Genomic DNA, 23,639 nt, shown 5'->3' on the forward strand with positions numbered 1-23,639 from the left:
AAGTTCCTAGTATGTTATAACTTAGAATTATGGTATCAAAACTTTGGTAAGGAGAGGCTAAAAGGTTATGAGTAGTCCAAAGAGGCAAAAAATGCCCCTTTGGGTTTTACATGTAAAGATTAGGGATTGACAGTAGATTTGTAAACGGCTTTGCCACCTTTGATCTCTTTGATAACAGCAGAACGGGTTGCATTTCCTTTATCATCAATCGAGATAAAGCCAGATACTCCCTCATATTTTGAAGTTTTTCGGATTTCGTTGTTGACGCAAACGCTATCTTCTGGGTTAGCACAACGATTCATCGCATCGACCATGATGTTATAGGCATCTGCACCCAAAGCTGTAAATGAGTTCAGCTCTCTTTTACCTGTTTTTTTCTCATATGCGGCTATAAAATCTTTTGATTTTTGTGTTGGAGGCGCGCTGTGGTCAAATGCGTCTGTAAACATATAACCTTCGACTGCATCCCCGCCTAAGTCAATAAAGGTTTGATTGGCAACGCCATCGCCTGAAAAGAAAGGTTTATTGAAGTCTGCTTGTTTCGCTTGACGTTTAATCATAGACGCTTCGGTATGATATACAGGCAAGAAAACAAAATCAGCATTAAGCGATTTGATTTGAGAAATAACCGCTTTAAAATCTTTATCACCTGAGCTAATACGAACTTCTTTAAGTACTTTTCCACCGTTTTGTGTAAACGCTTGTGTAAAGGCTTTAGCAAGTCCGAGTGAATACACTTGTGCTTGATCGGTTACTACCACAGCTGTTTTAAGCCCTAAATCTTTAGAAGCATAGTTTGCAACCACGGTTCCTTGGAAAGAGTCAATAAAACAGACACGATTGGCATAAGCTCTATTTTCGGTAAGTTTATCGTTTGTCGCAGCAGGAGCAATCACAGGGATCTGTTTTTTCTCAGCAATAGAGATAATCTGAGCCGTGTTCGTACTGATCATCTCGCCTATAATTCCCACAACTTTATCGGAAGTAATAAGTCTCGTTGTAGCATTGGCTGATTCGACTTTATCGCCTTTGGTATCAACTAAAACCAGTTTAATACTATCGCCATTTTTGAGTTTTGGTTGCAATGCATTGGCAAGCTCAACTCCCTCATTCGCCACTTGACCATAACCCGCAAGCGCACCACTCATAGGTAAAATAACACCCACATTAATCTCTTTTGCATAAGCACTTGTTGCCATAATAGCGGCAAGGCTTAACAGTGTCATAAAAGAACGCATCTTTTCTCCTTTAAAAAATTCCCAAGAAAGTCTAACACAATCAAGATTATGATTGACTCAAAAAGCTCTTTTCTGGGGATAATATTACACATTCAAAGTGACAAAAAAGAGATGGGGAAAAGAGGAAGGAGAAGAAGCGATGATGATGCTTCTTCTTTTACATGTAAGAATAAAATCTATTTAAGCGTGGGTGTTTTCAGCGACGTTCAATGCTTCAGAAACATCGACAATGATTTGAAGTTTTTTGATAATCTCATTCATAGCGCGACTCTCTTCTTGTGCCGCGATGCTGATGCGTTCGACTTCAGACTGCGTTTTAATAATTTCATCAACGGTTCGTTGCAATGCTGGAACAATTTGGTCAACGACTTTTTGGACATCCATGATGGAGAGGCGAATATTATCGGTAGATTTGTTGCTCTGGTCGGAGAGTTTACGTACTTCACTTGCTACAACGGCAAATCCTCGTCCATGATCTCCCGCACGCGCTGCTTCAATGGTAGCGTTAAGTGCTAAAAGGTTGGTCTCACTCGCGATGTATTTAATAGCCGTCGTAATATTACCGATCTGATCAACCGCTTCGGTTAATTCTAGTGCCATATTATTGGTCACTTGAACATTTTGAACTTCAGCTGCCAATTTTGTGTTGACAATAACAATCGTATTTGCAGTATCTTCGATGGATTTGGAAGCACTTTGGGTGATAAGAGAAATCTCTTTGGTTTGCTCCGCTAATTTTTTGGAAATATCACGAGCTTCTTGCAGTGCTTTGTCGCTATTAATAGCCGTTACAATTTGCGCTAATCCACTGACACTCTCAGCCGTAGCTGTACGAGGAGGACTTGGCATGACAACAACATCAGGACGTAAATAGCTACTGTATTTTGTATAGAGTGTTTTACCCGATGAAACATACCCATCGGTTCCGATAATGTATTTTGATTCACTCAAAGCTTCCCTTGTCTCACTATCACTACACTCATCAAAAGGAACAACACGATACGTTACATGGTCTAGTCTGTAAAATTTTAAAAATTTCAGAAGAACATTCGCACCTGATGCACTGTTATTAAAAATAGCGACTTTTTCGCCTGCGGGAATACGACTAACGGCCACAAAAAAATCGGTAGGTGGCACAAACTCAACCGAAATGACTTTCTCTTTGCCATATTTTTTCAACATTTCATCATAACGGTTGGCAAAGCAGACAATTAAATCATAATTTGAAGCATCGTAATTTTGATAGTTACTTAAAGTAGCTTTTTGATACACAGCGGTGGTCGAAAGTGTTGCGTCAACCAATGAGACTAGCTCCTCAGTTGTAGCATCATTTGCTCCGATTAAAAGTAGATTAACACTCATATACTTCCCTTTAAATCAGTTATGTTAGTCATAGAATGGACACATAAAATAGTTCTCTTATTGTAGTCAACTTTACATAAAATAAGCTTGTACTGGTTCATTATAAGAAAAATGTATGACAAAAAAAGGACTAAAATTAATCAACTCCTTTTTTGCAATCGTAGTATAATAAATCAATTTTTAATCAAGGTGCTCACATGTTTGACATTCAGAATTATTATAGCTTTATAGCCGCTATTGTTGTTTTTCAACTTATTCCTGGAGCTGGGACTATTGCGATTCTTAATGCCACTGCACGCAATGGTATTAGAGCAGGTCTTGGTGCAGTCTGTGGGACACTTTTGGGTGATTTTGCTTTTATGATAGCAGCCCTTGCTGGACTTGCGGCTTTAATGCAGCAAAACCCCTTTCTTTTTGAGCTTTTACAGTACTTTGGTGCAGCGTATTTATGTTGGTTAGGTGTGGGACTGATGCGTACTAAAATTGAGCCTGAAAACGGAAAAGCAGAACCCAAAAAATCTGCCTCTGTCTATTTTAAGCAGGCTTTTTTTGTGAGCATTACCAACCCTAAAGTGATGCTCTTTTTTGTAGCATTCTTTCCTCTGTTTTTACGCCCCAATGCTACAGAGATGACATTGGTTGCGATGATTTTACATGTAAGCCTTATTAGCCTTGTTTACCAAACGCTCTTAGTTCTTTTAGGCAATACGTTAACACTTAAACTCAAAGCTTTTCCTCTTGCTCGAAAAATTGCTACCCGCTTAGCAGGAATTTCTCTTGTCGGTTTTGGCATTAAACTCGCCATCAACAACCGCTAATAAAGTAGGTAACAATGCCTCTTAGACATATTTTAATCGCCCTAAGTGTGGTTGTCATTTGGGGAGTCAATTTTGTGGTGATTCAAGTTGCCCTTCAAGAGATTCCTCCCCTGTTACTGACGTTTTTACGTTTCTTTTTTGCAACGTTTCCAGCGATCTTTTTCTTCAAAAGACCCAAAAACACCTCATGGAAAATGCTCTTTTGCTACTCTTTGAGCATGTTTATCCTCGATTTTGCGTTTTTATTTTCAGGAATGTATGTAGGTGTTAGTTCTGGCATTGCCTCTCTGGCACTTCAAACCCAAGTCTTTTTTACCGCCATCTTAGCCGTGATTTTTCTTAAAGAGAAAATGACGTTGGCTAAAATTATAGGAGCGATCATTGCTTTTTCGGGCATTGTATTTGTAGGATTTCATTCAGGAGGCGATGTCAATCTCTTAGGGCTTCTCTTAGTCGAATGCGCCGCACTTTCGTGGGCGATTGGCAATCTTGTTTCTAAGCAAATCGGCAAAGTAGATATGCTGAGCCTTGTGGTATGGGGAAGTTTCATTTCGCTTCCGTTTTTACTGGCACTCTCGTATATCTTTGAGTCTCATCTATGGCATTTTGAGATGTTCACACACCTCTCAGGTAAAAGTATAGGAGCTATTGCCTATCTTGCTTATCCTGTAACCTTTTTTGGCTTTGGCATCTGGAGCTGGCTATTGAGTCGTTACCCTGCAACCACCGTGGTACCTTTTACGCTCTTAGTGCCTGTGGTCGGCTTTTCCTCTTCAGCCCTTTTGGTAGGAGAAGCATTGCCAAGTTGGAAGCTTATCGCAGCATTTTTAATCGTCTTTGGATTAGTAATTAACCTCTATGGGGAACGCTTTATCAAGCGTTCCTAAATGCGTTACATGTAAACGAGATGTAAAGGGATTACTTCTCGTTTAGTGTTCTCAAATTTTCTCTTCTTTGTGTTGCTTTTTCATCTTCAGAGGTAAGATTAAGTGTTTGATTGAGCACGTCTAATGTCAGTTTTTTATCTGCGTTGAGTGTATCGATGGTAATGTCACCACCCAGTTTTCCCAAAGCGTAGCAGTATTTTCCCTTAGTACTCACATTGCTATCCAAGCCTAAAGTAGCGGTACGTGAACATTTATCGACCCATAAAAAAGCATCATTGGACTGATAATCATGCAGATAACCAAAGAGTTTAGCCGTCTCAAAAAATTTGATCTTGACTTCAAAGAAAGGGCTGACTTCTAAGTTCTCACTCAAACGAAGTAATATAGGAAACTTATAAAGCGTTGTACCGATTTTGAGGTTGTTTCTGGCACTGTCTAACACCAAATCTTGCTCTATTTTTGGGAATTCCCAAAAACGGCTGATCTCTTTGGTCCAAGCACCTAAAATCTTATCAAAGTTACTCAAAGAAGCTTCCAATGAGGCGTCTTCGCCCAATAGGTTTCGACTGAGTCCTAGTTGTGCACTGTAGCCTAAAAATGGTAAGAGTGTCGCACCAATATCGAGCGTTGTCCCTACTTTATCAACACTTTGACCACTACTCATTCTTGGGTCAATAATCATAAATTGATTGCGACGTTCACCCTTCATAAGATCATCAATCGCCACATTATGCATCGCAAGATGATCTGAGGCTACAACGATGATCGTATTTTTACCATACGGAGATTCCCCAATTTGCTTAATGAACTTTGCGATCAATTCATCCGAACACGTGACGGCATTCAGCATGGTGTTGCTTCCATCTTTATACTGTTGTTGCTTACAGCTTTTTGAGACATGCCCGTATGGGTGATGCGTGTCCATTGTTGAGAGGAACATTGCAAATTTTTGTTTGGTTTTTGAAAACTTTTTAAAGTCATTCATCGCAATATCAAAAAGCGTGTCATCATACAATCCCCACGGGGTTTGATAACTTGGATTTTGAAGCAATCCTTTCAGCTCTTTAATACCTTTAATATCATCAAATTGATGTGTTTTATAAAGCTTATCAACCCCTGCAAAATCCAAAGGCGAACCACTACGATAAATAAGTTTATACCCCTCTTTATGAAGCATATCACTCATGCACACGGCACCTGAATAGAAGGTGCTCATCTTCGACATGGAGTTACCTTGTGCAGAATGCGCATCGGTTGAAGGCGTCACTAAAGGAAGTCCGCACATCACAGATGTCATACCTGCGATCGTCCAACTGGTTCCTTGTGCTTGATGAATTTGTGTAAATGAGATGCTCTGCTCACGAATAGGACGAAGTGCTGTGACAAGTGAGGGGAAAATCTTCTCATCAAAGTAGGTGTTTTCAAAGCTTTCTGCAAAAATATACACCAAGTTAGGATGTTCTTCGCTCGTAGGCGTAAGTGAAGGTGTCTGATAATAATCCGCAAAGCTGTATTGAAGGCTGAGTGGATTTTCAATGCCAATCGCCTTAAGCACACTCTCGCCCGTAAAGCGTACAGTAGGATGAAGCAACAAAGAAATGATTAACGCCACAAGGGATATGCCATGTTTGAGCTTGTGATGATGTTCAAAGAGATCATTTTTCACTAAACGATAGTAAAAAAGTGAAAGCGCTAAACTTGCTATTAAAAGTCCTATTCCTGCTGCAATGATTAAATAATAATCACCAAATCCTGACCCATCCAACCCATAGCGAAGATGAAAGATGACAGCATCATTAATACCCTCACCCGTAAAGTAATTGGATACAATATAAAAAGCACTCATGATCATATAAATGAAAATTCCCACCGCACCTATGAGTGCACTCTTTTGTGTTCGTGTACGATTTTTAGAGGTAAATAAAGCGATAAGAAAAAGTCCTGCGGATAACCATAGCATGTTATTCATTGTTGTTTTGCATCCTCTTTGATTTTAGGATGGTATTATATCTTGTTGTTAAAAATTTGTAGAAAAATTTGTTATTTTTCCAAAGTGGTTAAATTTTAATCAGTTAACTGAGCATATTAAAATCCGCTAAGTGATACAATTTCATCAGTTCAACATTTTAGGAGGAATTCATGAGAAGTAAACTACTTTCTCTCGCAACATTGTTGCCTGTATCAGCATTATGGGCTGCAGAAGACGCAGCTACTGAGGTGGCAGAAGTCGCTGAAAAGGTTTTAACTCTTGACGTTGGTAACACAGCGTGGGTTTTAACAGCAACAGCACTCGTTATGTTAATGACACCAGCAGGTTTAGCACTTTTTTATGGCGGTATGTCTCGCTCTAAAAACTTGCTTAACACCATTGCGATGAGTGTTATGGGGTACATCGTTGCAGCCGTTGTTTGGGTTGTGGCTGGTTATACCTTGGCATTTGGTACAGATATCGGTGGCGTTATCGGTTTTGATAGTCTCTTCCTAAGTGGTATCAAGGTGACTGACCTTTGGGCAACGGGAAGTATTCCTGTGCTTCTTTTTGTGGCGTTCCAAATGACTTTTGCGGGTATTACCGTTGCTCTTGCAAGTGGTGCTATCATCGAGAGATTGAAGTTTTCAACATGGATCGTCTTTGCGGCTATTTGGATTCTAGCGGTTTATGCTCCTATTGCTCACTGGGTATGGGGTGGCGGATTTTTATCAAAACTTGGCGTTCTTGATTTCGCTGGTGGTACCGTTGTTCACATCAACGCAGGTGTTGCAGGCTTAGTTGTAGCGCTTATGTTAGGTAAACGTGCAGATTTTGGTAAAGCAATGTTCCCTTCATCTGTAACCTTGACCGTGCTAGGTGCGAGTATGTTATGGTTCGGTTGGTTCGGATTTAACGCAGGTAGTGAGTTGGGTGCTGATGGTATTGCTGCGAGTGCATTCCTTGTAACCAACACAGCAGCGGCTATTGCAGCGCTTTCTTGGATGACAATTGAGTACATCACGTACAAAAAGTTTACACTTCTTGGTATCGCTTCTGGTATCGTTGCAGGTCTTGTTGCGATCACTCCAGCAGCAGGTTTTGTTGACACAGGTGCTTCACTTATCATTGGTGCGGTTGCTGGTATCGTAGCGTTCTACGGTGTAAACGGCTTGAAAAAAGCACTTAAATACGATGACTCACTAGACGCATTTGGAATTCACGGCGTTGCTGGTATCTGGGGCGCACTTGCTACGGGTATTTTTGCAAACCCAGAAGTCAATGAGCTAGGAACTGGTTTACTCTATGGTAACGCAGATCAAGTGATGATTCAAATTGAAGGTATCATCGTAACTATCGTCTATACAGCGATCGCTACAGCGATTGTCTTTAAAATTGCTTCTATCCTAACAGGTGGTGCAAGAGTAAGCGCGGATGCAGAGTCTCAAGGTTTGGATGAAGTAGAACACGGCGAAAAAGCCTTCAACTTAAGATAATAAGGATCTAAAATGAAAAAAATCGAATCAATTATCAAACCATTCAAACTTGAAGACGTTAAAGACGCTTTAGCGGAACTTGACATCACAGGTATGACAGTAAGCGAAGTGAAAGGTTACGGAAGACAACAAGGCCATTCAGAGCTTTACAGAGGCGCTGAGTATGTCGTTGATTTCTTACCAAAAATTAAAATCGAAGTGGTTGTTGTTGACGAGCTTGTTGACAAAGTCATCGATGTTATCGTTAAAAGTGCGCGTACGGGCAAAATCGGTGATGGAAAGATCTTTGTTTCTGCTATCGAGAAAAGTGTTCGTATTCGAACCGGTGAGCTTGATAACGAAGCTGTTTAATCTTCATATGGGCAGATCACTCTGCCCATATCTCTTCATCTTCCTCGTTTAACTCTTTTTCTTCTTTCATTCTATAGGTCATCACAAGATTAAAGCAAAGTTCACTCAGCATCATCAGATCCCACATAGAAAGTATTTCTAAAAAAGGCATTCCCTCTTCAAGTTTTTCAAAATTGATTTTACATGTAAAGATGTAAGCATCATTGGGAGCAGCTAGTTCTGGAAGGTTAAGCGAGTATTGAAAAGCAAAGGTAATGTCAGCGTTACGCCCCATACGACGAATGCGCTTGAGTGTACCATCAAAATCTTTTTCGTTTAAACGAATCTCGGAATGAATGTTATGTGAGAGAACATTGCGCACAAAAGAAACAATGTCAAAAAAGTTTTCATACTGTTCACCAAAGAGTTTTTGCATAAAAATTTTAAAGGGACTCTCAAACCGAAGGCTCTCCACCGTAGCCATACAGATGCCACGAAAAGCGTTAAACTCGACAAAATACTCAAAGAGTGAAATCTCTTCTTTTTTAGTTTGCTTTGCATTGACTAAAAGCTCTTGAATGATTTCGGCATTGAAGTAGTACGCTTTATCGTTTTCATACTTTTTAACGACAAAGAGACTGCGATCGCTTAAATCTTCCGTTTTGGAAAGCTTGCCTAGAAACTCTCCCATGTGCAGAAAGTAAAAGTTTTGCTCCACGAGCAAAAGAGCATCATCGAGCAAAATTTCAGTATCGTTCATGTTACTTTTTCCAATTTTACTTTCATCTCTTGGTAAATGGCACAATTTCCCTCTTGACTCATCGCATGCGGTGTGAGTCTGTTCGCATTTTTGGCACCGCTATACAGTAACAGACAATCATCACGAAGCTTATCACTTGGCATCGCCGAGTATTCACAGCTTCCATAACGATTCGTAAGTCTAACACGATCTTCTTGTACCAACCCCAAACAAAGAGGAACATAAAGGTAATCATCGGTGACAAACTGTGAATTGAGTGACTTATTTTGTTTTGCAGCAATAAGAAAAAAGCCCTCTTCCTCTTTAAAATCATCCTCAAACTCTTCTAAAAATTCAAACCTACCACTTTTCGTATAAAAGGTTTTTTCATAAGGATAGTCTTCATACGTTTTAGAAATCAAAAAGCCCTCTTTTTCGATGCTGTTGGAGGCAATAACCCCATCAATAATGCTCTCTTCACTCTCCAACGCTTCATACCCAAATGCTTTAAGCATTGCCGTAGCCAATCCATATTCACTGATACCAATAGAACTTTCAACTAGCTTTGGCATTCGTCCAATAAAGTGATGACCATAACTCAGTTTCAAATCCTCTTTTTCTAAAAAGCTTTTGGCGGGAATGATGAGATGCGCTTTTGCTGACGTCTCATTTTCATGCAAACCAAAATAAACAATGCATTTAGCTTTATCAAGCCCTTCTTTCACTTTGGAAGTAGAAGGCATTTGACTCAGAGGATTGCCACCTTGAATGAAGATGAGATCGTACTTACCAAAATTCGCTATAGGCAAAGGCTCTGTTTTAGTACTTACTTTAAAAGGAGCCTTAAAACCAAAACCGCTGTTAGAGAGATAACTCACACCACAGCCTACTTTTCCAAACAGTCCGAGCATCGCACCCAAAGCGTCGATGGCACGCAGAACACTGTGACCAAAGCTGTATTTTTGTACACCAATGCCGACTAAAATAGAGACTTTTTTTCCTTTGATGAGATGGAGTAAATCCCCAATTTCATTAAGATTGACGTGCGATTTATCCAATAATTTTCGCATCGGAATACCACTGATGAAATCTAAAAAGCCTTTATAATTCAGTGTGCGTTCTTTTAAAAAAGCTTGATCTTCCATCTCTTCCATCGCAACTAAACGACACAGTAAGAGTGCGAAGTAAAAATCGCCTCGTGGTTTGATCTGAATGTGAAGAGCGGCATGACTGGAGAGGTCAATCTTCACAGGATCAATCACAATGAGTGTTTTACCTTTGAGGGCTGGTAGCATGTGTGAGTTGGTCACCGTAGGATTTCGACCCCATAAAATGACAACTTCAGCGTCTTTTACATGTAAAGGTGACAAGCACAAATTTGCCCCTCTGCTCTCATGTACCCCCGCATCTCCTGCTTCATCGCAAAGAGATCCAGAAGCTAGAACTGCCTTATGCTCAGCAAAAAAGCGCTTGGTGACACCTTGCATAACACCAAGATTTCCACTGCCTTTAAAATAGAGTGTTTTGGAAGGTTCATACGCTCTTAACTTCTCTTCCAAAACCTTCAAAGCCTCTTCCATTGTAATACTTTGCCCCAAATAACGTGGCTCTTCAATACGTTCAAAGGTATGGTAGTGGTTTAGATGATGGCAGAGGTAGCCTTGCGTGATGGGGTGGGATTTATTGCCTTTGAGTTTAAGCTCTTTACTAACAGCAATGCTGCATCCATCAAAACAATCCAGCGGACAGGTGGTAAAACGCATTGGAAGCCTCTTTTTGAGTAGAGTTTTGTTGAATGCAATTATACAGCAGTTCTTTAAAGGGAAGCGCATACTTTACACGATTTTGAGTAAGAAAGTTGAAAAAGAGTGTAGATGCGTTTCAACGCATCTACATTGGAGTTGTTAGATACTGATCTCTTTAATATCTGCAATCGATTTAAACGCATTGTAAACCGAAGCAATAAGATTTTGACGATTGGCTCTTACACTTAAATCTTCGGTATTCACCATAACGTTATCAAAGAACGCATCGATTTGTGGTTTGAGAGCAAAAAGTGCGTCAAGATTTTCTTCAAACGAGTTATATGTTTTTGAGGTAATAGCTTTAAAAGCGTTGTAAAGCTCTTTTTCATAGTTGTTATCGAAGAGTTTTTCATCCACGGCAATTTCAGCTTTGACATCCATATTTTTGATGATGTTAGCGACACGTTTGAAGGTTGAAAACATCTCTTTAAAACCGTCATCTTGAACAATGCTTGCAAGAGCTTTGATCTTTTGAGAAAGCTTCACGATCTCACGCTCACCACTGCTAATAACAGCGCTGATGATAGAAGGGTTAACATCAAAGAATTGGTACATTCGCTCTAAGAAGAATGTCTCTAAAACTTCAAAATCAAATGCTTTATACGATGCACTCAACGCTTTAAGATCGTGTTTGATATCAAAAGCTATGCCTTGATCCAGTACAATTTTAACGATACCATTCACCGCACGGCGAAGCGCATATGGGTCTTTGTTTCCTGTTGGAATTTTATCGATACTAAAGAGTGCAATGAGTGAATCAAGCTTGGAAGAAAGAGCCACAATTGAGCTAAAAAGTGTACTTGGAAGCGCACTCTCTTCTGAATTTGGCAGGTACTGCTCTTTAAGCGCTAGTGCGAAGAGCTCATCTTCACCCGAAGTAGTCGCATAGTAGTAACCCATTAAGCCTTGAAGTTCAGTAAACTCATACACCATCTCACTTAAAAGATCACTTTTGCTATACATAACAGATTTGTCCATAAGTGCCGTTAAACTTGAAGCATTAAGACGCGCATTTTGGGCAAGAAGCGCTGTTTGGTATTTGCTGGTTAAGTACGTTGCTATCGCTTTTTCTCGAAGCTCTTTATCCAAAAGTGAGCCCAACCCATCAAGGTAGGTGATGTCTTTAAGCCCTTCATAGCTCAAACCGTGTTTAAGGTCATTGTCCAAGAAGAAGAGTGCGTCAGAAAGACGTGCGCGAAGAACTTTTTCATTGCCTCTAACGATTAAGTCGTAATCATCGCTAATGGCGTTTGAAACCACGATGAAACGGTTGGTCAGTTTACCATCTTTAAAGACAGGGAAATAACGTTGGTTCTCTTTCATTGAAGTGATGATAACTTCGGGAGGTAAACGCAAAAATCGCTCTTCAAAACTACCAATCAATGCTTTTGGATACTCGGTAATCGCTACAACTTCCGCTAAAAGGTCTTCATCAATTTCGATGTGAATTCCCTCTTTTTTCTCAATCGCTTTAAAATCATTTAAAATAATCTCTTCACGTTTTGTAGGGTAAAGCACTACGCCACGCTCGCTGAGTCTGTCAAAATAGTCCCCTGCAAACATATACGCAAATGGCTCATAAGAGATGGTTCTGTGCGGGTAAGAAAATGGCGTGGATTCGATACCAAAAAGGGAGAAAGGAATATGCTCATCGCCTAGCATACAGCCGAACCAACGAATTGGACGAATGAAACTCTCTTCCAAAAAGCCCCAACGCATAGACTTTCCAAAGTTTAGCCCTTTGATAAAACTCTCAATCATTGCTTGAAGAAGATGTTTTGATGCTTGACCTGCAATGGTTTTTTTATAGTAAAGAACCTCTTTGCCATCTTTTTGACCACGAGAAATTTCACTAAATTCAACACCACACTTTTTAGCAAAACCAAGTGCAGCGGGAGTTGGCTCACCATCTTTGAGTGCAACCGAAAGAGGTGCTCCAAAGAATTCCTCTTCACGCTCATTTTGCTGTGTCGGAAACGCTTCATGCCAGAGGACTAAACGACGTGGTGTGTAGTAAAATTTAAACTCGCACGCAAGCGCATTTTTCTCTAAAATATCAAGCCATAATGTTTCAATATTGGGAAGTTCTTTCAAAAAAGGGATCGCAGGAAGTTCTTCGACGCCTATCTCTATCAAAAGGGGTTTGATCATTGATTGACCTTTACATGTAAATAATTTGACTCTATTTTAACCAAAGTGAGGTTAAATCGTCCTTTTACATGTAAAGGATTTTGCGGTGTTATCGACTACTTTTACAGTGACCTACGAGTTTTGTAAAAAGCCAAATGGAAGGACAAAAATCGGTAATTGCCCAGATGATTATCATCGCGATGACAAAGCCTAGCAACATTGTGCCGTAAACTGAGCCTGTGCTCATTAAACAGCATGCGACCAACAAGACAACTGCCAGCATCAAACGTTGGAGTTTTTCAGCACAGATCATTCCAAATCCTTTATGATTAATATAATATGTAACTATAAAAATAAAGCACTTAAAATGATGTTATATTTAAGATCTAATCGTTTACTGTATGGAAAATCGCAGTTAGAGGGAAATGATCTGAATACCCATCGCCTTGGTGTACACCTTTACCTCTATTGCTTATTTGCCAACGATTTGGATTGCCTTGTTCATCGAGCATATAAGGACGTGAAAAGACGGTAAGTGAGGAAGGATTATAGTCAATCCCTTTGCCATCACTCAGTGTTTTTGGAATAACAATATGATCTAATGTCGCCTTTTGTTTGCCATAACTGTGCGAGTAGCGCTTATCTTGAGGCAGGTCATACCAAAGGTTATAGAAGAGCGCACTTTTATCTCCAGTCTTGAGAACATTGACAAAACCCATACCCCAATCTTTCTGAACCTGATACGGTGAGTTAAAATCGCCCAAAAGCACATACTCTCTGCCCTCTTCTTTTAACAGAGCATTGTGCAGTGTTGTTGCGTAAAGAAGCCGCTCTTCTTCTTTCTCTTTTTGTGCAGGCCAATGGTTGATATAAACATCTAAACGCTTGTTCTCAATTTTTAGCGTAATACGATGAATGCCTCTAGCTTGATCCTTAATGGCTATCGTCGCAGTTTTTTCTATCGGAAAGCGTGAAAGAAGCGCTGTTTCGATATTAACGCGCTCTTTTTTATTAGGGTAAAAAAGATACGGATATGCTTTTGCCCCCAACGCCGCATTGAGTTTTTCCAGAACAACTTTGTTCTCAACTTCGGCTAAAGCGATAATATCGGCATCCATGTCAGAAATGACGCGAGCAATATGTGCAATTTTGATCTGCAACATTGCTTCATTCCAGCCATGTTTGTTGTTGGGTTTGTACTCTTCGTACTCTGTGCCATCCACCTTAGCATCAAAGAGGTTTTCTTCGCCATACAGTTAACTTCTTAACTTATAAGCATATTTATACATTACAATAGATCAGAATAACCATATTAAAGGGCGATTTTTCATATGCTTATGAGTGAAGATTATTAACATTTAAGAAATAAAAGATTACTCCCTACATGTAACTTAAAAAGACACCTATATTTATTCCCATGAGAATTGATTTTGTTTTAATTGTTCGTTCTGATAGAATTTTAAAACACCTGAAATTAACAAAAGGTCGAAGTAAATGCTCATTAATATTAGTGGCGTTTTTAGAATTTCTGTAATTATAGAAAACAATGTAGTTGATATTTACAATTCAGATAAATGGTGTATCTGGATGTCTAATCTCAAAAATTACTCAACTTCAACCATTATTCAATATATGAAAAGTGTTGAAAGATTTTTTATTTGGGGATGCCATAATCCTCAAAATGAAGAGTCATTTCCATTTTATCTCGCACACTATCGGCAAGCTCTTCTTGCTGGCTTTGTTATTTATGACCATGATGAAGAAGGAAATGAATTTATATTATGTAAATCTCAGCAACTTTCAAAAAAAACGATTAATAAAGAATTGGAAGGCATTAAAAGTTATTATAGATTTATTGATGAAAGTAGACTTTTTGATACCTTAGTTATTGATCAAAGATATGAATCTACAAGAAGCTCAAAAGGTTTATTAGCAGGTATCCAAATAAAAAAAAGTGATGACTATTTGCAAGCTTTTGGTAAAAGAGAAGAGTTTTTAAGGGCTTTTCGTACACCAAAAAGCACAGAAGAATCTATTAAAGCATTTCCTTTTATACTCTATGATAAATTACTTACTCACGCGAAGCCGAGAGAAAGGCTGATTTTTTTACTCTGTGGCGCTTGCTCAGCAAGAATTGGACAAACACTTAATTTAACTTTGCAAGATATTGACTTTGATAAAAAAGAAGTTTGGCTTATTGATCCTCTATCTGATCAAAAAGATCAATATGGCATTCCTAGAAGAAAATGGCTAAGTGAAGTATATGGAATTGATGTCAAGTCTCATATAGAGCATTCAAAAAAAGATTTTAGATTTAAATATCCTATACCACTCAAAAGAGAGCCTTTATTTTGGTTAGCAGAAGACAAATATAAAGATATATTTTTTAAAACGCTTCTTGAATATACGGCATCCCCGCAATACAACATTGCAAGAATTAAAAAAGTACCCCACCCTTTTATATTTATGACTATTTCAGGTGCACGTCTAACTCAAGCCTCAGTTCTACGAAGTATGAAAAACATTTTTTTAAAAATAGAATCTGACTTATTAAAACGAAAAAAACTAATGAATTTAGGACCGCATTCATTAAGACATATGTTTGGTTCAGCAATGGCAGAAATATATGCTCTAACAGGTGATGAATCATTAATATATGTCTGTAAAGAGGCTATGGGACATGCATCACTTGATTCTACAATGATATATTTCAATATGCTACCAGAAACTAAAAAAAAGCTCATTGCAGAAGTCTCAAGAAAAATTATGGATCAAAAACAAGGATAATAGTATGAATAAAAACAATGAATCAAACCTTGCAAATTATAGAAGAGAAATAAAAGAAAAAAACTTTATTCTTATTACAAAAGCGATTTCTCACTTAAAAAGTATCGGAGCCAACATTAATCAATCGTCTGTATCAAAAATTACTTATTTAATTGCAGATCCATTAATAGGAGAAAGTGGCTTAACGGCTGCTGCAATTTCAAAAAATCCTACATATAAAACACTCATTACATCAGAAAAATTACAGATGAATCATCAACAGGTTACAAAAGATAGATATAAAACAACACTTAATGAAGCAGAAGCATCATTAGAGATATTTAGACTAAAGTCGGAAATAAGTCAATATAAGAGAGATATGAAACTACTCCAACATCATCTAAAAAATATAAAATATGAAGATATAAAGAATGATTCTGCAAGTAATATTGATGAAAATATTGAGCTAAGAGATGCATTAACAACTATCATTGAAGTATTATTTGAGAAGAAACTAGTCTCTTTTGATGCAGAGTTCAATCTTCAATTATCCTTATATGGCAACAAATTGTTAAATAACAAATTAGTATCAAAACTTGGGATTTTAAAAAATGCAAAATAATATTTCTAGTCCTGCTACCACTGACCCAAAAATAATTTTTGTAGAGACCCTCCCTTTAGTCAATATGACTTGTTCATTTCTTATTCAGCAAAACAAACCACTTACCATTATTGAAGATTATTGTTGCTTCCTTGACTTTTTTCTCTCTGAAATTGTAGCTAATGGACAAGCAGGGAAAACATTAAACAACGATAAATTTAAATATCAACGCGGTTCAATGGATTTTGTCAATATTTCTAAAGCCATAAAAAAAATTTATCTCATAGATGGAGATACTGCTATTTTGAGACTTGTGAAAGAACCACATTTACATGTATATAAATATATTCATGGAGCTACCTATCAAGAATTAGTATCCATATATCTCTCAAAGCAAACACAATTTAATGCTCAAAACATCAAAACTAGTGTGCAATATATGCTCGATTGGTTTTTTTTATGGCTATGGGATAAAGGAGATCTTCTGTTCCCAAATGCTATGGCCTATGATTATTTTTATTCAAGAAACTATGGAGCGAACTATTTCTTCAAAGATAATTTGATTTTCAAAGCGATCAATGAGAACATAAATCTTAAACAAAATGTTGAACATTCTGGAGCAAAAACAATATCTCAAAAAAATGTGATGGCTGGTCGCATTATCTCATCAACACAGTGGAAACAGCTTGATCAAGTCATAGAAATTGATCTAACAAACTTTGAAAATTCAGCCAATATAAAACTCATTGCAGACAAAAATTCTTGGAGACCTAAAGCGTTTATCTCTGTCCTCAATAATCTTAGATGGGCACTTATAAAAATAGGATATCACGAAATAAAAAACCCCGCATTTGAAGCAGGCGAAAAGATTAGACAATCAAAGACACCTTCAGGTAAAAGCTTTTTTATAGAATTAGATACTTCAATTCATCAGAATTTTTCATATCTAAAAATTCAAGTATTAAGCTTTATTCAACACCTTGAAAATGAAAAATTAGCTGCTACAACAATTAAAGGAATTATTTATAGACTAAAAAGGTTCTTTGAATTTTTAATGGATAATTTTCCAAAACAACAATATAACGAAGCTTTTTTTGGTCATTTCTATGAGAACACTAATAGCAAAACTTATGCATTACTTGGTGGAGAAAACGATGCAAAAACAACACTTATCGCTTTAGCAAGATTTCTAAAATATGCTGGATTAATGCCTGCCTATGCAATAAAATTTATACCAGAAACTGCTAAAAAAGCTATAAGTAATAGAAAAGCTATGCCAAAAAAAATGATTAGACATCTTCGAGAAATCTTAGTAGAAAGACCCCCTATTACAAAAGTCAGATGGAATCCTAATAAAGCTGATTTATCTTGGTGGCCACACAAAGATGTTTATCCACCTTTGGCACTCATGTTGTTATTTCATTTATATGTACCTCTACGTGGAGAACAAGTCAGGAACCTTTGTAGAAAAAACTCTTTAGTTTTTGATGATATTGGCGATGTAGAATCTTTTATCATAAATACAGATAAAAATGTCAATCGAAGTGAATTACAGAAAATTCCAAATGTATGGGAAGATCTTAAAATATTTAAAGATTTCTATAAATGGCACATGGAATATTTCCCAGTAATTCCAAAAAAAACTTATCATAATGACCCTAACACTCCTTGGGAAAAATATGAACCTTTAATGATTATGCCTTCCACGTTTATGCCAATTAGTCATAGTTATCACAAAGATTATATGTACCGATTATTTGCAAAATATCAAATAGAAGCCAATAATCAACTTATTCAAGAGGGGTTAGAACCAAATATTAAAATAATCTATTTTAAAGATCGAAGACCTTTCCCCCTCAACCATAAAGAAATCGATTGTATGACAACAGAAACAATAGTAAAAGATATACAATGTGCTTACGATATTCACTCATTTAGAATTACTGGAGCGACCAGATACCTGCAAGAAGGCTTAGGAGTCAATCTTGTTATGCAATTAACTGGACATACAAATGCAAATACACTTTTAGGCATTTATGTTCGATTAACGACAGATGAGAAAAAGAAAACACTTACAAGTGCCATTTCAAAACTCTTTTTTGGTGACGATGAGACACTTGTTGAAAATACAAAAAAATTTGTATTGGAAGAAATACCAAATCAATATAACGTATCAGATCCAAATGAAATTTCAAAGGCATTCGAAGATAATGGACTTTTTTCACTTTTGAGAAAAAAAGATCCTGAACAATATGGGACAACAAAATCTATATTAGGTGTAACCATTGCATCATCAAAGCATCCTTCTGAATGGTTTCCAATGATACATGGTATTTGCCCAGGTGTAAAATGTCCTGAAGGGAGAGAAAGAATGTGCTCTTTATGCCCATATCTCATTACTGGGAAGCTTTTCCTTAATGGAATAACACATCAAGCTAATTTAGCTCTAGCAAAAATGCATAGGCTTGCTATTGAGATAGAAGAAGAGAATAAGTGTAACTATAGTAATAATCCAAAATCTGAAAGATTTGAAGTAGCTGTTGAAGAAGTTATGGGATGGTATGAAATCCTTCAGAAAATAGAAATAAATACAGCGTTTAACGATTCAGGAGATACAATTAATCATCAAAATGCATATCCTTCACTTCATAATAAAAAACAAAATAAAATATTTGATATGGTTGTACGGCCAACAGAAATTGCTTATCTTGAAAATACTTATAAGGCTTTTCAATTGGGAGCAGAAAAAGATTCATACTCCATTGCTGCATTAACAATAGCGGCATTCAATCTAGCAATTCATAATAAAGAAATAGAAAAAATATCAAATTTTTCAAATAATGACAAAGCGATGATTGATTATGTTATGCAATATTATCTTGAGGCACAACAAAATGATGCTCTTTCAGATTTTATTGCAAAAATGAAAATCAACGCTCCTCAAATAATTAATCAGAATACTATTTTATATTAGTTATTAGAATAAAATCAATACACTCCTTTCAAAAAAGGAGAAATATGCTATTACAAAATGCTATTGAAGATTTTCGATTTCATTGTAAATATGAAAAAAATTTAAACTCAAAGACTTTGAGAGCCTATGATATTGATCTTACCCAATTTTTAGAGATATTTTACACCTATGAGGTACAAAAAATTGACAAATATAACTTAAAGGATTATGTCGAAAAACTCTATGACAATAATTATAAAATTAAAACAATCAAAAGAAAGCTTGCAGTTATAAAAGCACTTTTCAATTATTTGGAATTTGATGAAATAATAGAAGTAAATCCGTTCAGAAAACTTAGAGTAGCCCTTAAAGAGCCAAAAATGCTGCCAAAGGCATTGGATTTAAAAGAGATTCAAGTGATACTAAAATATCTTTACATGCATAAGCAAAAGCACCAGCTTAAAGATACATGCAATTATAAATTATTGGTAAGAGATATTTTAACGATAGAGATGCTATTCGCTACAGGAGTAAGAGTATCCGAGCTATCAAATTTAAAAATCAATGAAATAAACATCAAAACAGGAATGATAAAAATATTTGGAAAAGGATCAAAAGAACGAATCATTCAAATTTGTGATCATGAGGTCTTATCTTTACTAAAAGAGTATGTAAAACTTTTTAATTTAGAAAATAAAAAAGGTTTTTTTCTGCTCAATAGACTAGATAAAAGATTTTCAGAGCAAGGAATAAGATTAATGGTCCAAAAACATCAAGAGCAAGTAAATGCCTCAAAGCATATTACTCCACATATGTTTAGGCATTCTTTTGCAACCTTACTTTTAGAAGAAGGTGTTGATGTAAGATATATTCAAAACATGCTAGGGCATGCTTCTATCTCAACGACTCAAATTTATACCAAAGTTAATACAAAACATCAAAGAAAAATCCTCAATACGAAACATCCAAGAAAACATCTTTCTTTCATCGCTTAACTCCTCAGAGAATAGCTAAAAATAGCTATTCTCTGAGCCTACCAATGTCTGATAATTAAGAATTATAATACACAAAATACTATTAGTTGAAGTTTTTAGTTATTTATTGCTTTAGCTTGATTAAGGAGTTTTAAAACAATAAAATACACAAATCGGCAACATTCAGAGTCCAAAAAAACCTATTTCCCAGATTTTCTTCTGTTGCATTCTTGACATAGCATTTGACAATTTAGAGTGTCTGTTTTACCACCTGAATACCAAGGTGTGATATGATCTGCTTCCATTTCTTCAATTTTGAAATGTTCTTTACAAATGACACATATCCCTTTTTGTTTCTCATAACACTCTATTTTTTGATTTTCGCTAAAAGGTCTAATATTGAGATGCTTTTCTTTACCACTTAAGAGATATTCATAAATTCCTTTTTTACTTGTTACATCTTCATCTTTTCTTAGTTCTGAAACTCTTTGTTTGAGTTTGATAGGGTCATAACTATTTTTTCCATAATTAAAATAAAACGAGCCCCAATCTAGCCCTTTCATTTCTTTGTGATATTCTGTAAAAAGGACTTCTACCCAATTAATCACACTTTGGAAATAAACCCATAGCTCACTTGCATTTTCATCGTGCTGGTGCATCGCCATATAGTTTTCAATGGTAGTGCTTTTACTTTTTGCAATCCATTCTATTGCTGTTTCAAGATATTCTTGTCTATTTACAGTACCACTTAAGTATTTATTAGCTTTGTTGTATGCCACACAACCATTTTTACTAAAATATCGTTTTGCATCACTAACCCAACTCCCACTAAATACAGCATTCCTTAATTCTTGGTCTGTTAATTTCTCACCAGCAATATTAATGGTTTTAAACCATTCCAATTTTTCACTAGGCTCTCCCTTGCAAAAATAAACCATAAGTTTGTAATTGAGGATTTTTTCTTTTTCATCTTTATGTAAATTATGAAAATAACGCATCATATATGAAAAGTCACTGTTAATATATTGTGCAATAGATATCGTTCGCTGTTGCCCATCTATAACTTCGTAATTGCCATCTTCTTTGACTGCCCAATACATCACGTTAAGTGGAAAATCTTGCATAACAGTATCAATAACAGCTTCACGCTGTTTATCTTTATAAACAAATTCGCGTTGATACGGTGGACGAATATCTAATTTTCCATCATAGCCCAAAACACCATTTTCTTCATTATCTTGATAGCCATTTGTAAGCTCTCGTATAGTTATCTCTTTAAGTTCAATTTTCATAGCTTTTTATTCCTTATAATTATTCGTGCATATGGAACATTAACAATACCATCTATTAACATATACAAATCTCCATCAACAGCACCTCTTTTTTGGATTTCTTTACGATATTTTTTATGTTCTGGTTTATATGGTTGAACACCTATCTCTAAACCTGAATTTGCAATACCTAATCCATGAATCTCAAATTGTTCAGGATTATATTTATCTAAAAATGTAATTGGTACACCCATATATCCTTCATAATCAATGGGTATATCTTTTGTTTTATCAACATTTATTGCATAAAAATTTTCATAAAATGTATATTCTTTAGGGCTATAGGATTTATATAGATTTAAATCTTCATGTCTTTTTGAAATATCTAAGTTTGTAAACCATACGACACCAGAAACTCTTATCATCCCTTCTTTTTTATCTGTAGCTGTAGCATAATCTTCATAATGCTTGTTAATAAAATGGCTTGCACCACCTTTGAATCCATAACCAAGCCATATTTTATTTTCTTTTACTAATTTAAATATTTCTTTGTATGAAATTGCATTTTGATGTCCAATAATAATAAATTTTTTTTCATAAGCTATAAGCTGTGCCACATATTCTCTAAAAAGTGAAAATGGTGGATTAGTGACTACAATGTCTGCTTGTCTTAAAAGTTCAATGCTTTCTTCACTTCTAAAATCTCCATCACCTTTTAATTGATGTGTTCCTATTTCTTCAATGTCGGGCACATTATTGCCATCTTTATCACCTGCATATTCCAGATAAATGGCCTTTTCAGATTTGTTTTCACTAAACAAATCTCTTTCTTGATTTTTATAACATGTAGTGATAAGTTTTTTAAGTCCTAATTTTTCAAAGTTATAAGAAAAATAGTGAAAGAAATTACTTATACGAGGATCATCACAATTACAGTAAACTACTTTATCTTTGAAATGGTCTTTATAGTGTTTTAATTCTCTTTCAATATCTGAAAGTTGTGTATAAAATTCATCTTTTTTTGCGCTTTTTGCACTTGTCAGATTTGCATTTGCCACGCTTATTTTCCTTACCAATTAGTGCATTTGATAATTCTTAATTATCAGCCATTCATTCTAATCAAAAGTTACTAAATTATATATTATTTATGAAAATAGGAAGAAGGGGATTTTTAAATATAAATATCTATATTTTGGAAGTTAGAATATATTATCAAAGCACTACTCAAACGGATTCACCACTTTTTCAGCCACATTCTCAACACTAATTTTCTCAGGTAAATCTTGTTTTTTCAAATACTCCACAATAGTGTCAATCTGACGTTTAAGTGCAAAGGCATACTCTAAGCCTTGTTGGTCTTTGGTGATATCTACTGCGCCATGTATAGAAACTCTATCAAGCCTATTTTCAATAGAGAGTTCTTGTATGGTAATGACTTCTTCTTCATTCTCAAAGGGTGCAATACAAAGTAATTTTTCTTTTGACACGAGTTGTCCTTTTAGTGCTTCATTTCTTTGGGCTCTGGTAAGCTTAACAGTTGTGCTTTTTTATCTTCATTCATTTTTGGAAAGAAGTTAATACCACTAAGGATTTCTAACTCTTTAACAGAGATAACGTGATAAGCTTTTCCTGGTTCATTATTGGTAAAATAGACAGCTGCTTTTTGTTGTTTAGGGGAATAGATAATTTTATAGATATACGTTGGTACTAAGACACTATTACCAATGGATTTGAGTGTTCCCTTATAGATAGGTCCTGTAATAACATACAGTGATCCTTCTTTCTTAGCTAAGTAACGTGTTGCTGATTCTATATTAGACCAAATACCTGTATTATGATTATGATCTTGAGGCACCATATTAGCTAAACTAAAGCTCTCCGCTTGAGCTGATTCAGTTGGCATATCAGCAGAGGGACTCATATGCCCTCTATCGTAACCACTTTTTGCATAATCTTTTAGTTCTGCTCTTTCACCTTGAGGTAAAAGTGTCTCTTCATGAAATTTATCTTTTCTAGGAACATCTGCATCAATGGCTGATGTTGTTAAATACTCTGCACTCCATAAAGGTGTTTTTGAAATACCACTATGCATGACACCAAATGCCTGAAAACATAATTCTTTGGATTTAGCTGCCAGTTTCTCATTTACGATATCTGGTGCTTCACCATCCACGTAAAACTTTGAACAAGCCGTTGGTGCTGCATAGAGCATGATGGAAAACAATGAAGTGAGTAGCAATGCTTTTTTCATAAATGAAGTCCTAACTAAAAGAAGATTCTTTTTAAAGCGGGATATTAGC

20 protein-coding genes are annotated in these 23,639 nt (G+C 36.2%); 8 read left to right on the top strand and 12 right to left on the bottom strand.

From position 1 onward, the window contains the following. Window positions 1-119: 119 nt before the first annotated feature. On the bottom strand, window positions 120-1,238 hold the full coding sequence (locus SAR02S_RS06510) for an ABC transporter substrate-binding protein (protein ID WP_041958026.1): 1,119 nt from the start codon (window positions 1,236-1,238) through the stop codon (window positions 120-122). 180 nt (window positions 1,239-1,418) lie between these two features. Further along, window positions 1,419-2,600 carry a methyl-accepting chemotaxis protein gene (locus tag SAR02S_RS06515; protein ID WP_041958029.1) on the bottom strand — a complete coding sequence of 394 codons (1,182 nt, stop codon included), beginning with the start codon at window positions 2,598-2,600 and terminating at the stop codon, window positions 1,419-1,421. A 197-nt stretch (window positions 2,601-2,797) separates the two neighbouring features. Here SAR02S_RS06515 and SAR02S_RS06520 point away from each other — a divergent pair, with 197 nt between their 5' ends. Together SAR02S_RS06520 and SAR02S_RS06525 are read left to right on the top strand one after the other, a co-directional pair. Further along, window positions 2,798-3,418, top strand: a complete 621-nt coding sequence (locus SAR02S_RS06520) for a LysE family translocator (RefSeq protein WP_041958031.1) — start codon at window positions 2,798-2,800, stop codon at window positions 3,416-3,418. A gap of 14 nt (window positions 3,419-3,432) precedes the next feature. Beyond that, window positions 3,433-4,305 (top strand): EamA family transporter, encoded by an 873-nt coding sequence (locus SAR02S_RS06525; protein ID WP_041958033.1) that lies wholly within the window; start codon window positions 3,433-3,435, stop codon window positions 4,303-4,305. A gap of 31 nt (window positions 4,306-4,336) precedes the next feature. Here SAR02S_RS06525 and SAR02S_RS06530 read toward each other — a convergent pair whose 3' ends face one another. Further along, window positions 4,337-6,274, bottom strand: coding sequence for a sulfatase-like hydrolase/transferase (locus tag SAR02S_RS06530; protein ID WP_041958035.1), 1,938 nt, complete (start codon window positions 6,272-6,274; stop codon window positions 4,337-4,339). Between the two features lie 170 nt (window positions 6,275-6,444). Between SAR02S_RS06530 and SAR02S_RS06535 the strand changes: the two genes are divergently transcribed. Next, a complete protein-coding gene (locus tag SAR02S_RS06535; RefSeq protein ID WP_041958037.1) occupies window positions 6,445-7,770 on the top strand; it encodes an ammonium transporter in 1,326 nt (441 codons plus the stop codon). Between the two features lie 12 nt (window positions 7,771-7,782). Then, window positions 7,783-8,121: a P-II family nitrogen regulator gene (locus SAR02S_RS06540; RefSeq protein ID WP_041958039.1), complete on the top strand. Its 339-nt coding sequence runs from the start codon at window positions 7,783-7,785 to the stop codon at window positions 8,119-8,121. Window positions 8,122-8,137: 16 nt separating this feature from the next. Here SAR02S_RS06540 and SAR02S_RS06545 read toward each other — a convergent pair whose 3' ends face one another. From SAR02S_RS06545 to SAR02S_RS06565, 5 genes are all read right to left on the bottom strand, one after another. Continuing rightward, window positions 8,138-8,860 (bottom strand): hypothetical protein, encoded by a 723-nt coding sequence (locus tag SAR02S_RS06545; protein WP_041958041.1) that lies wholly within the window; start codon window positions 8,858-8,860, stop codon window positions 8,138-8,140. Then, window positions 8,857-10,602 carry a molybdopterin-dependent oxidoreductase gene (locus SAR02S_RS06550; RefSeq protein WP_041958043.1) on the bottom strand — a complete coding sequence of 582 codons (1,746 nt, stop codon included), beginning with the start codon at window positions 10,600-10,602 and terminating at the stop codon, window positions 8,857-8,859. The genes SAR02S_RS06545 and SAR02S_RS06550 overlap by 4 nt, the downstream gene beginning before the upstream one ends. Before the next feature lie 141 nt (window positions 10,603-10,743). Next, the gene (gene glyS / locus SAR02S_RS06555; protein WP_041958045.1) at window positions 10,744-12,795 is read right to left on the bottom strand and encodes a glycine--tRNA ligase subunit beta; all 2,052 of its coding nucleotides are present in this window, start codon (window positions 12,793-12,795) and stop codon (window positions 10,744-10,746) included. Window positions 12,796-12,883: 88 nt separating this feature from the next. Further along, complete coding sequence (locus tag SAR02S_RS06560) at window positions 12,884-13,087, bottom strand: phosphoribosylaminoimidazole synthetase (RefSeq protein WP_041958047.1); 204 nt, start codon at window positions 13,085-13,087, stop codon at window positions 12,884-12,886. Window positions 13,088-13,160: 73 nt separating this feature from the next. Further along, the gene (locus SAR02S_RS06565; protein ID WP_269746293.1) at window positions 13,161-14,030 is read right to left on the bottom strand and encodes an endonuclease/exonuclease/phosphatase family protein; all 870 of its coding nucleotides are present in this window, start codon (window positions 14,028-14,030) and stop codon (window positions 13,161-13,163) included. 238 nt (window positions 14,031-14,268) lie between these two features. Between SAR02S_RS06565 and SAR02S_RS06570 the strand changes: the two genes are divergently transcribed. Genes SAR02S_RS06570 through SAR02S_RS06585 form a run of 4 tightly spaced genes read left to right on the top strand, consistent with a single transcriptional unit; the run spans window position 14,269 to window position 20,089 of the window. Then, complete coding sequence (locus tag SAR02S_RS06570; RefSeq protein ID WP_041958049.1) at window positions 14,269-15,561, top strand: tyrosine-type recombinase/integrase; 1,293 nt, start codon at window positions 14,269-14,271, stop codon at window positions 15,559-15,561. A gap of 4 nt (window positions 15,562-15,565) precedes the next feature. Next, window positions 15,566-16,162 (top strand): hypothetical protein, encoded by a 597-nt coding sequence (locus SAR02S_RS06575; protein ID WP_041958050.1) that lies wholly within the window; start codon window positions 15,566-15,568, stop codon window positions 16,160-16,162. Then, window positions 16,152-19,115 carry a site-specific integrase gene (locus SAR02S_RS06580; protein ID WP_041958052.1) on the top strand — a complete coding sequence of 988 codons (2,964 nt, stop codon included), beginning with the start codon at window positions 16,152-16,154 and terminating at the stop codon, window positions 19,113-19,115. The genes SAR02S_RS06575 and SAR02S_RS06580 overlap by 11 nt, the downstream gene beginning before the upstream one ends. A gap of 44 nt (window positions 19,116-19,159) precedes the next feature. Further along, window positions 19,160-20,089: a tyrosine-type recombinase/integrase gene (locus tag SAR02S_RS06585; RefSeq protein ID WP_041958053.1), complete on the top strand. Its 930-nt coding sequence runs from the start codon at window positions 19,160-19,162 to the stop codon at window positions 20,087-20,089. A gap of 179 nt (window positions 20,090-20,268) precedes the next feature. Here the strand turns inward: SAR02S_RS06585 and SAR02S_RS06590 are convergent, their stop codons facing one another. From SAR02S_RS06590 to SAR02S_RS06605, 4 genes are all read right to left on the bottom strand, one after another. Continuing rightward, a complete protein-coding gene (locus tag SAR02S_RS06590) occupies window positions 20,269-21,360 on the bottom strand; it encodes a GmrSD restriction endonuclease domain-containing protein (RefSeq protein WP_041958054.1) in 1,092 nt (363 codons plus the stop codon). Beyond that, window positions 21,357-22,397 (bottom strand): adenine-specific methyltransferase EcoRI family protein, encoded by a 1,041-nt coding sequence (locus SAR02S_RS06595; RefSeq protein ID WP_084218464.1) that lies wholly within the window; start codon window positions 22,395-22,397, stop codon window positions 21,357-21,359. The genes SAR02S_RS06590 and SAR02S_RS06595 overlap by 4 nt, the downstream gene beginning before the upstream one ends. Before the next feature lie 162 nt (window positions 22,398-22,559). Continuing rightward, entirely contained in the window at window positions 22,560-22,826 is a 267-nt protein-coding gene (locus tag SAR02S_RS06600; protein WP_041958056.1) for a hypothetical protein, read from the bottom strand. A gap of 11 nt (window positions 22,827-22,837) precedes the next feature. Next, a complete protein-coding gene (locus SAR02S_RS06605; RefSeq protein WP_041958057.1) occupies window positions 22,838-23,590 on the bottom strand; it encodes a DNA/RNA non-specific endonuclease in 753 nt (250 codons plus the stop codon). Window positions 23,591-23,639: the final 49 nt, after the last annotated feature.

Source organism: Sulfurospirillum arsenophilum NBRC 109478 (genome assembly GCF_000813345.1).
In the GTDB taxonomy this organism is placed as follows: Bacteria; Campylobacterota; Campylobacteria; order Campylobacterales; family Sulfurospirillaceae; genus Sulfurospirillum; species Sulfurospirillum arsenophilum.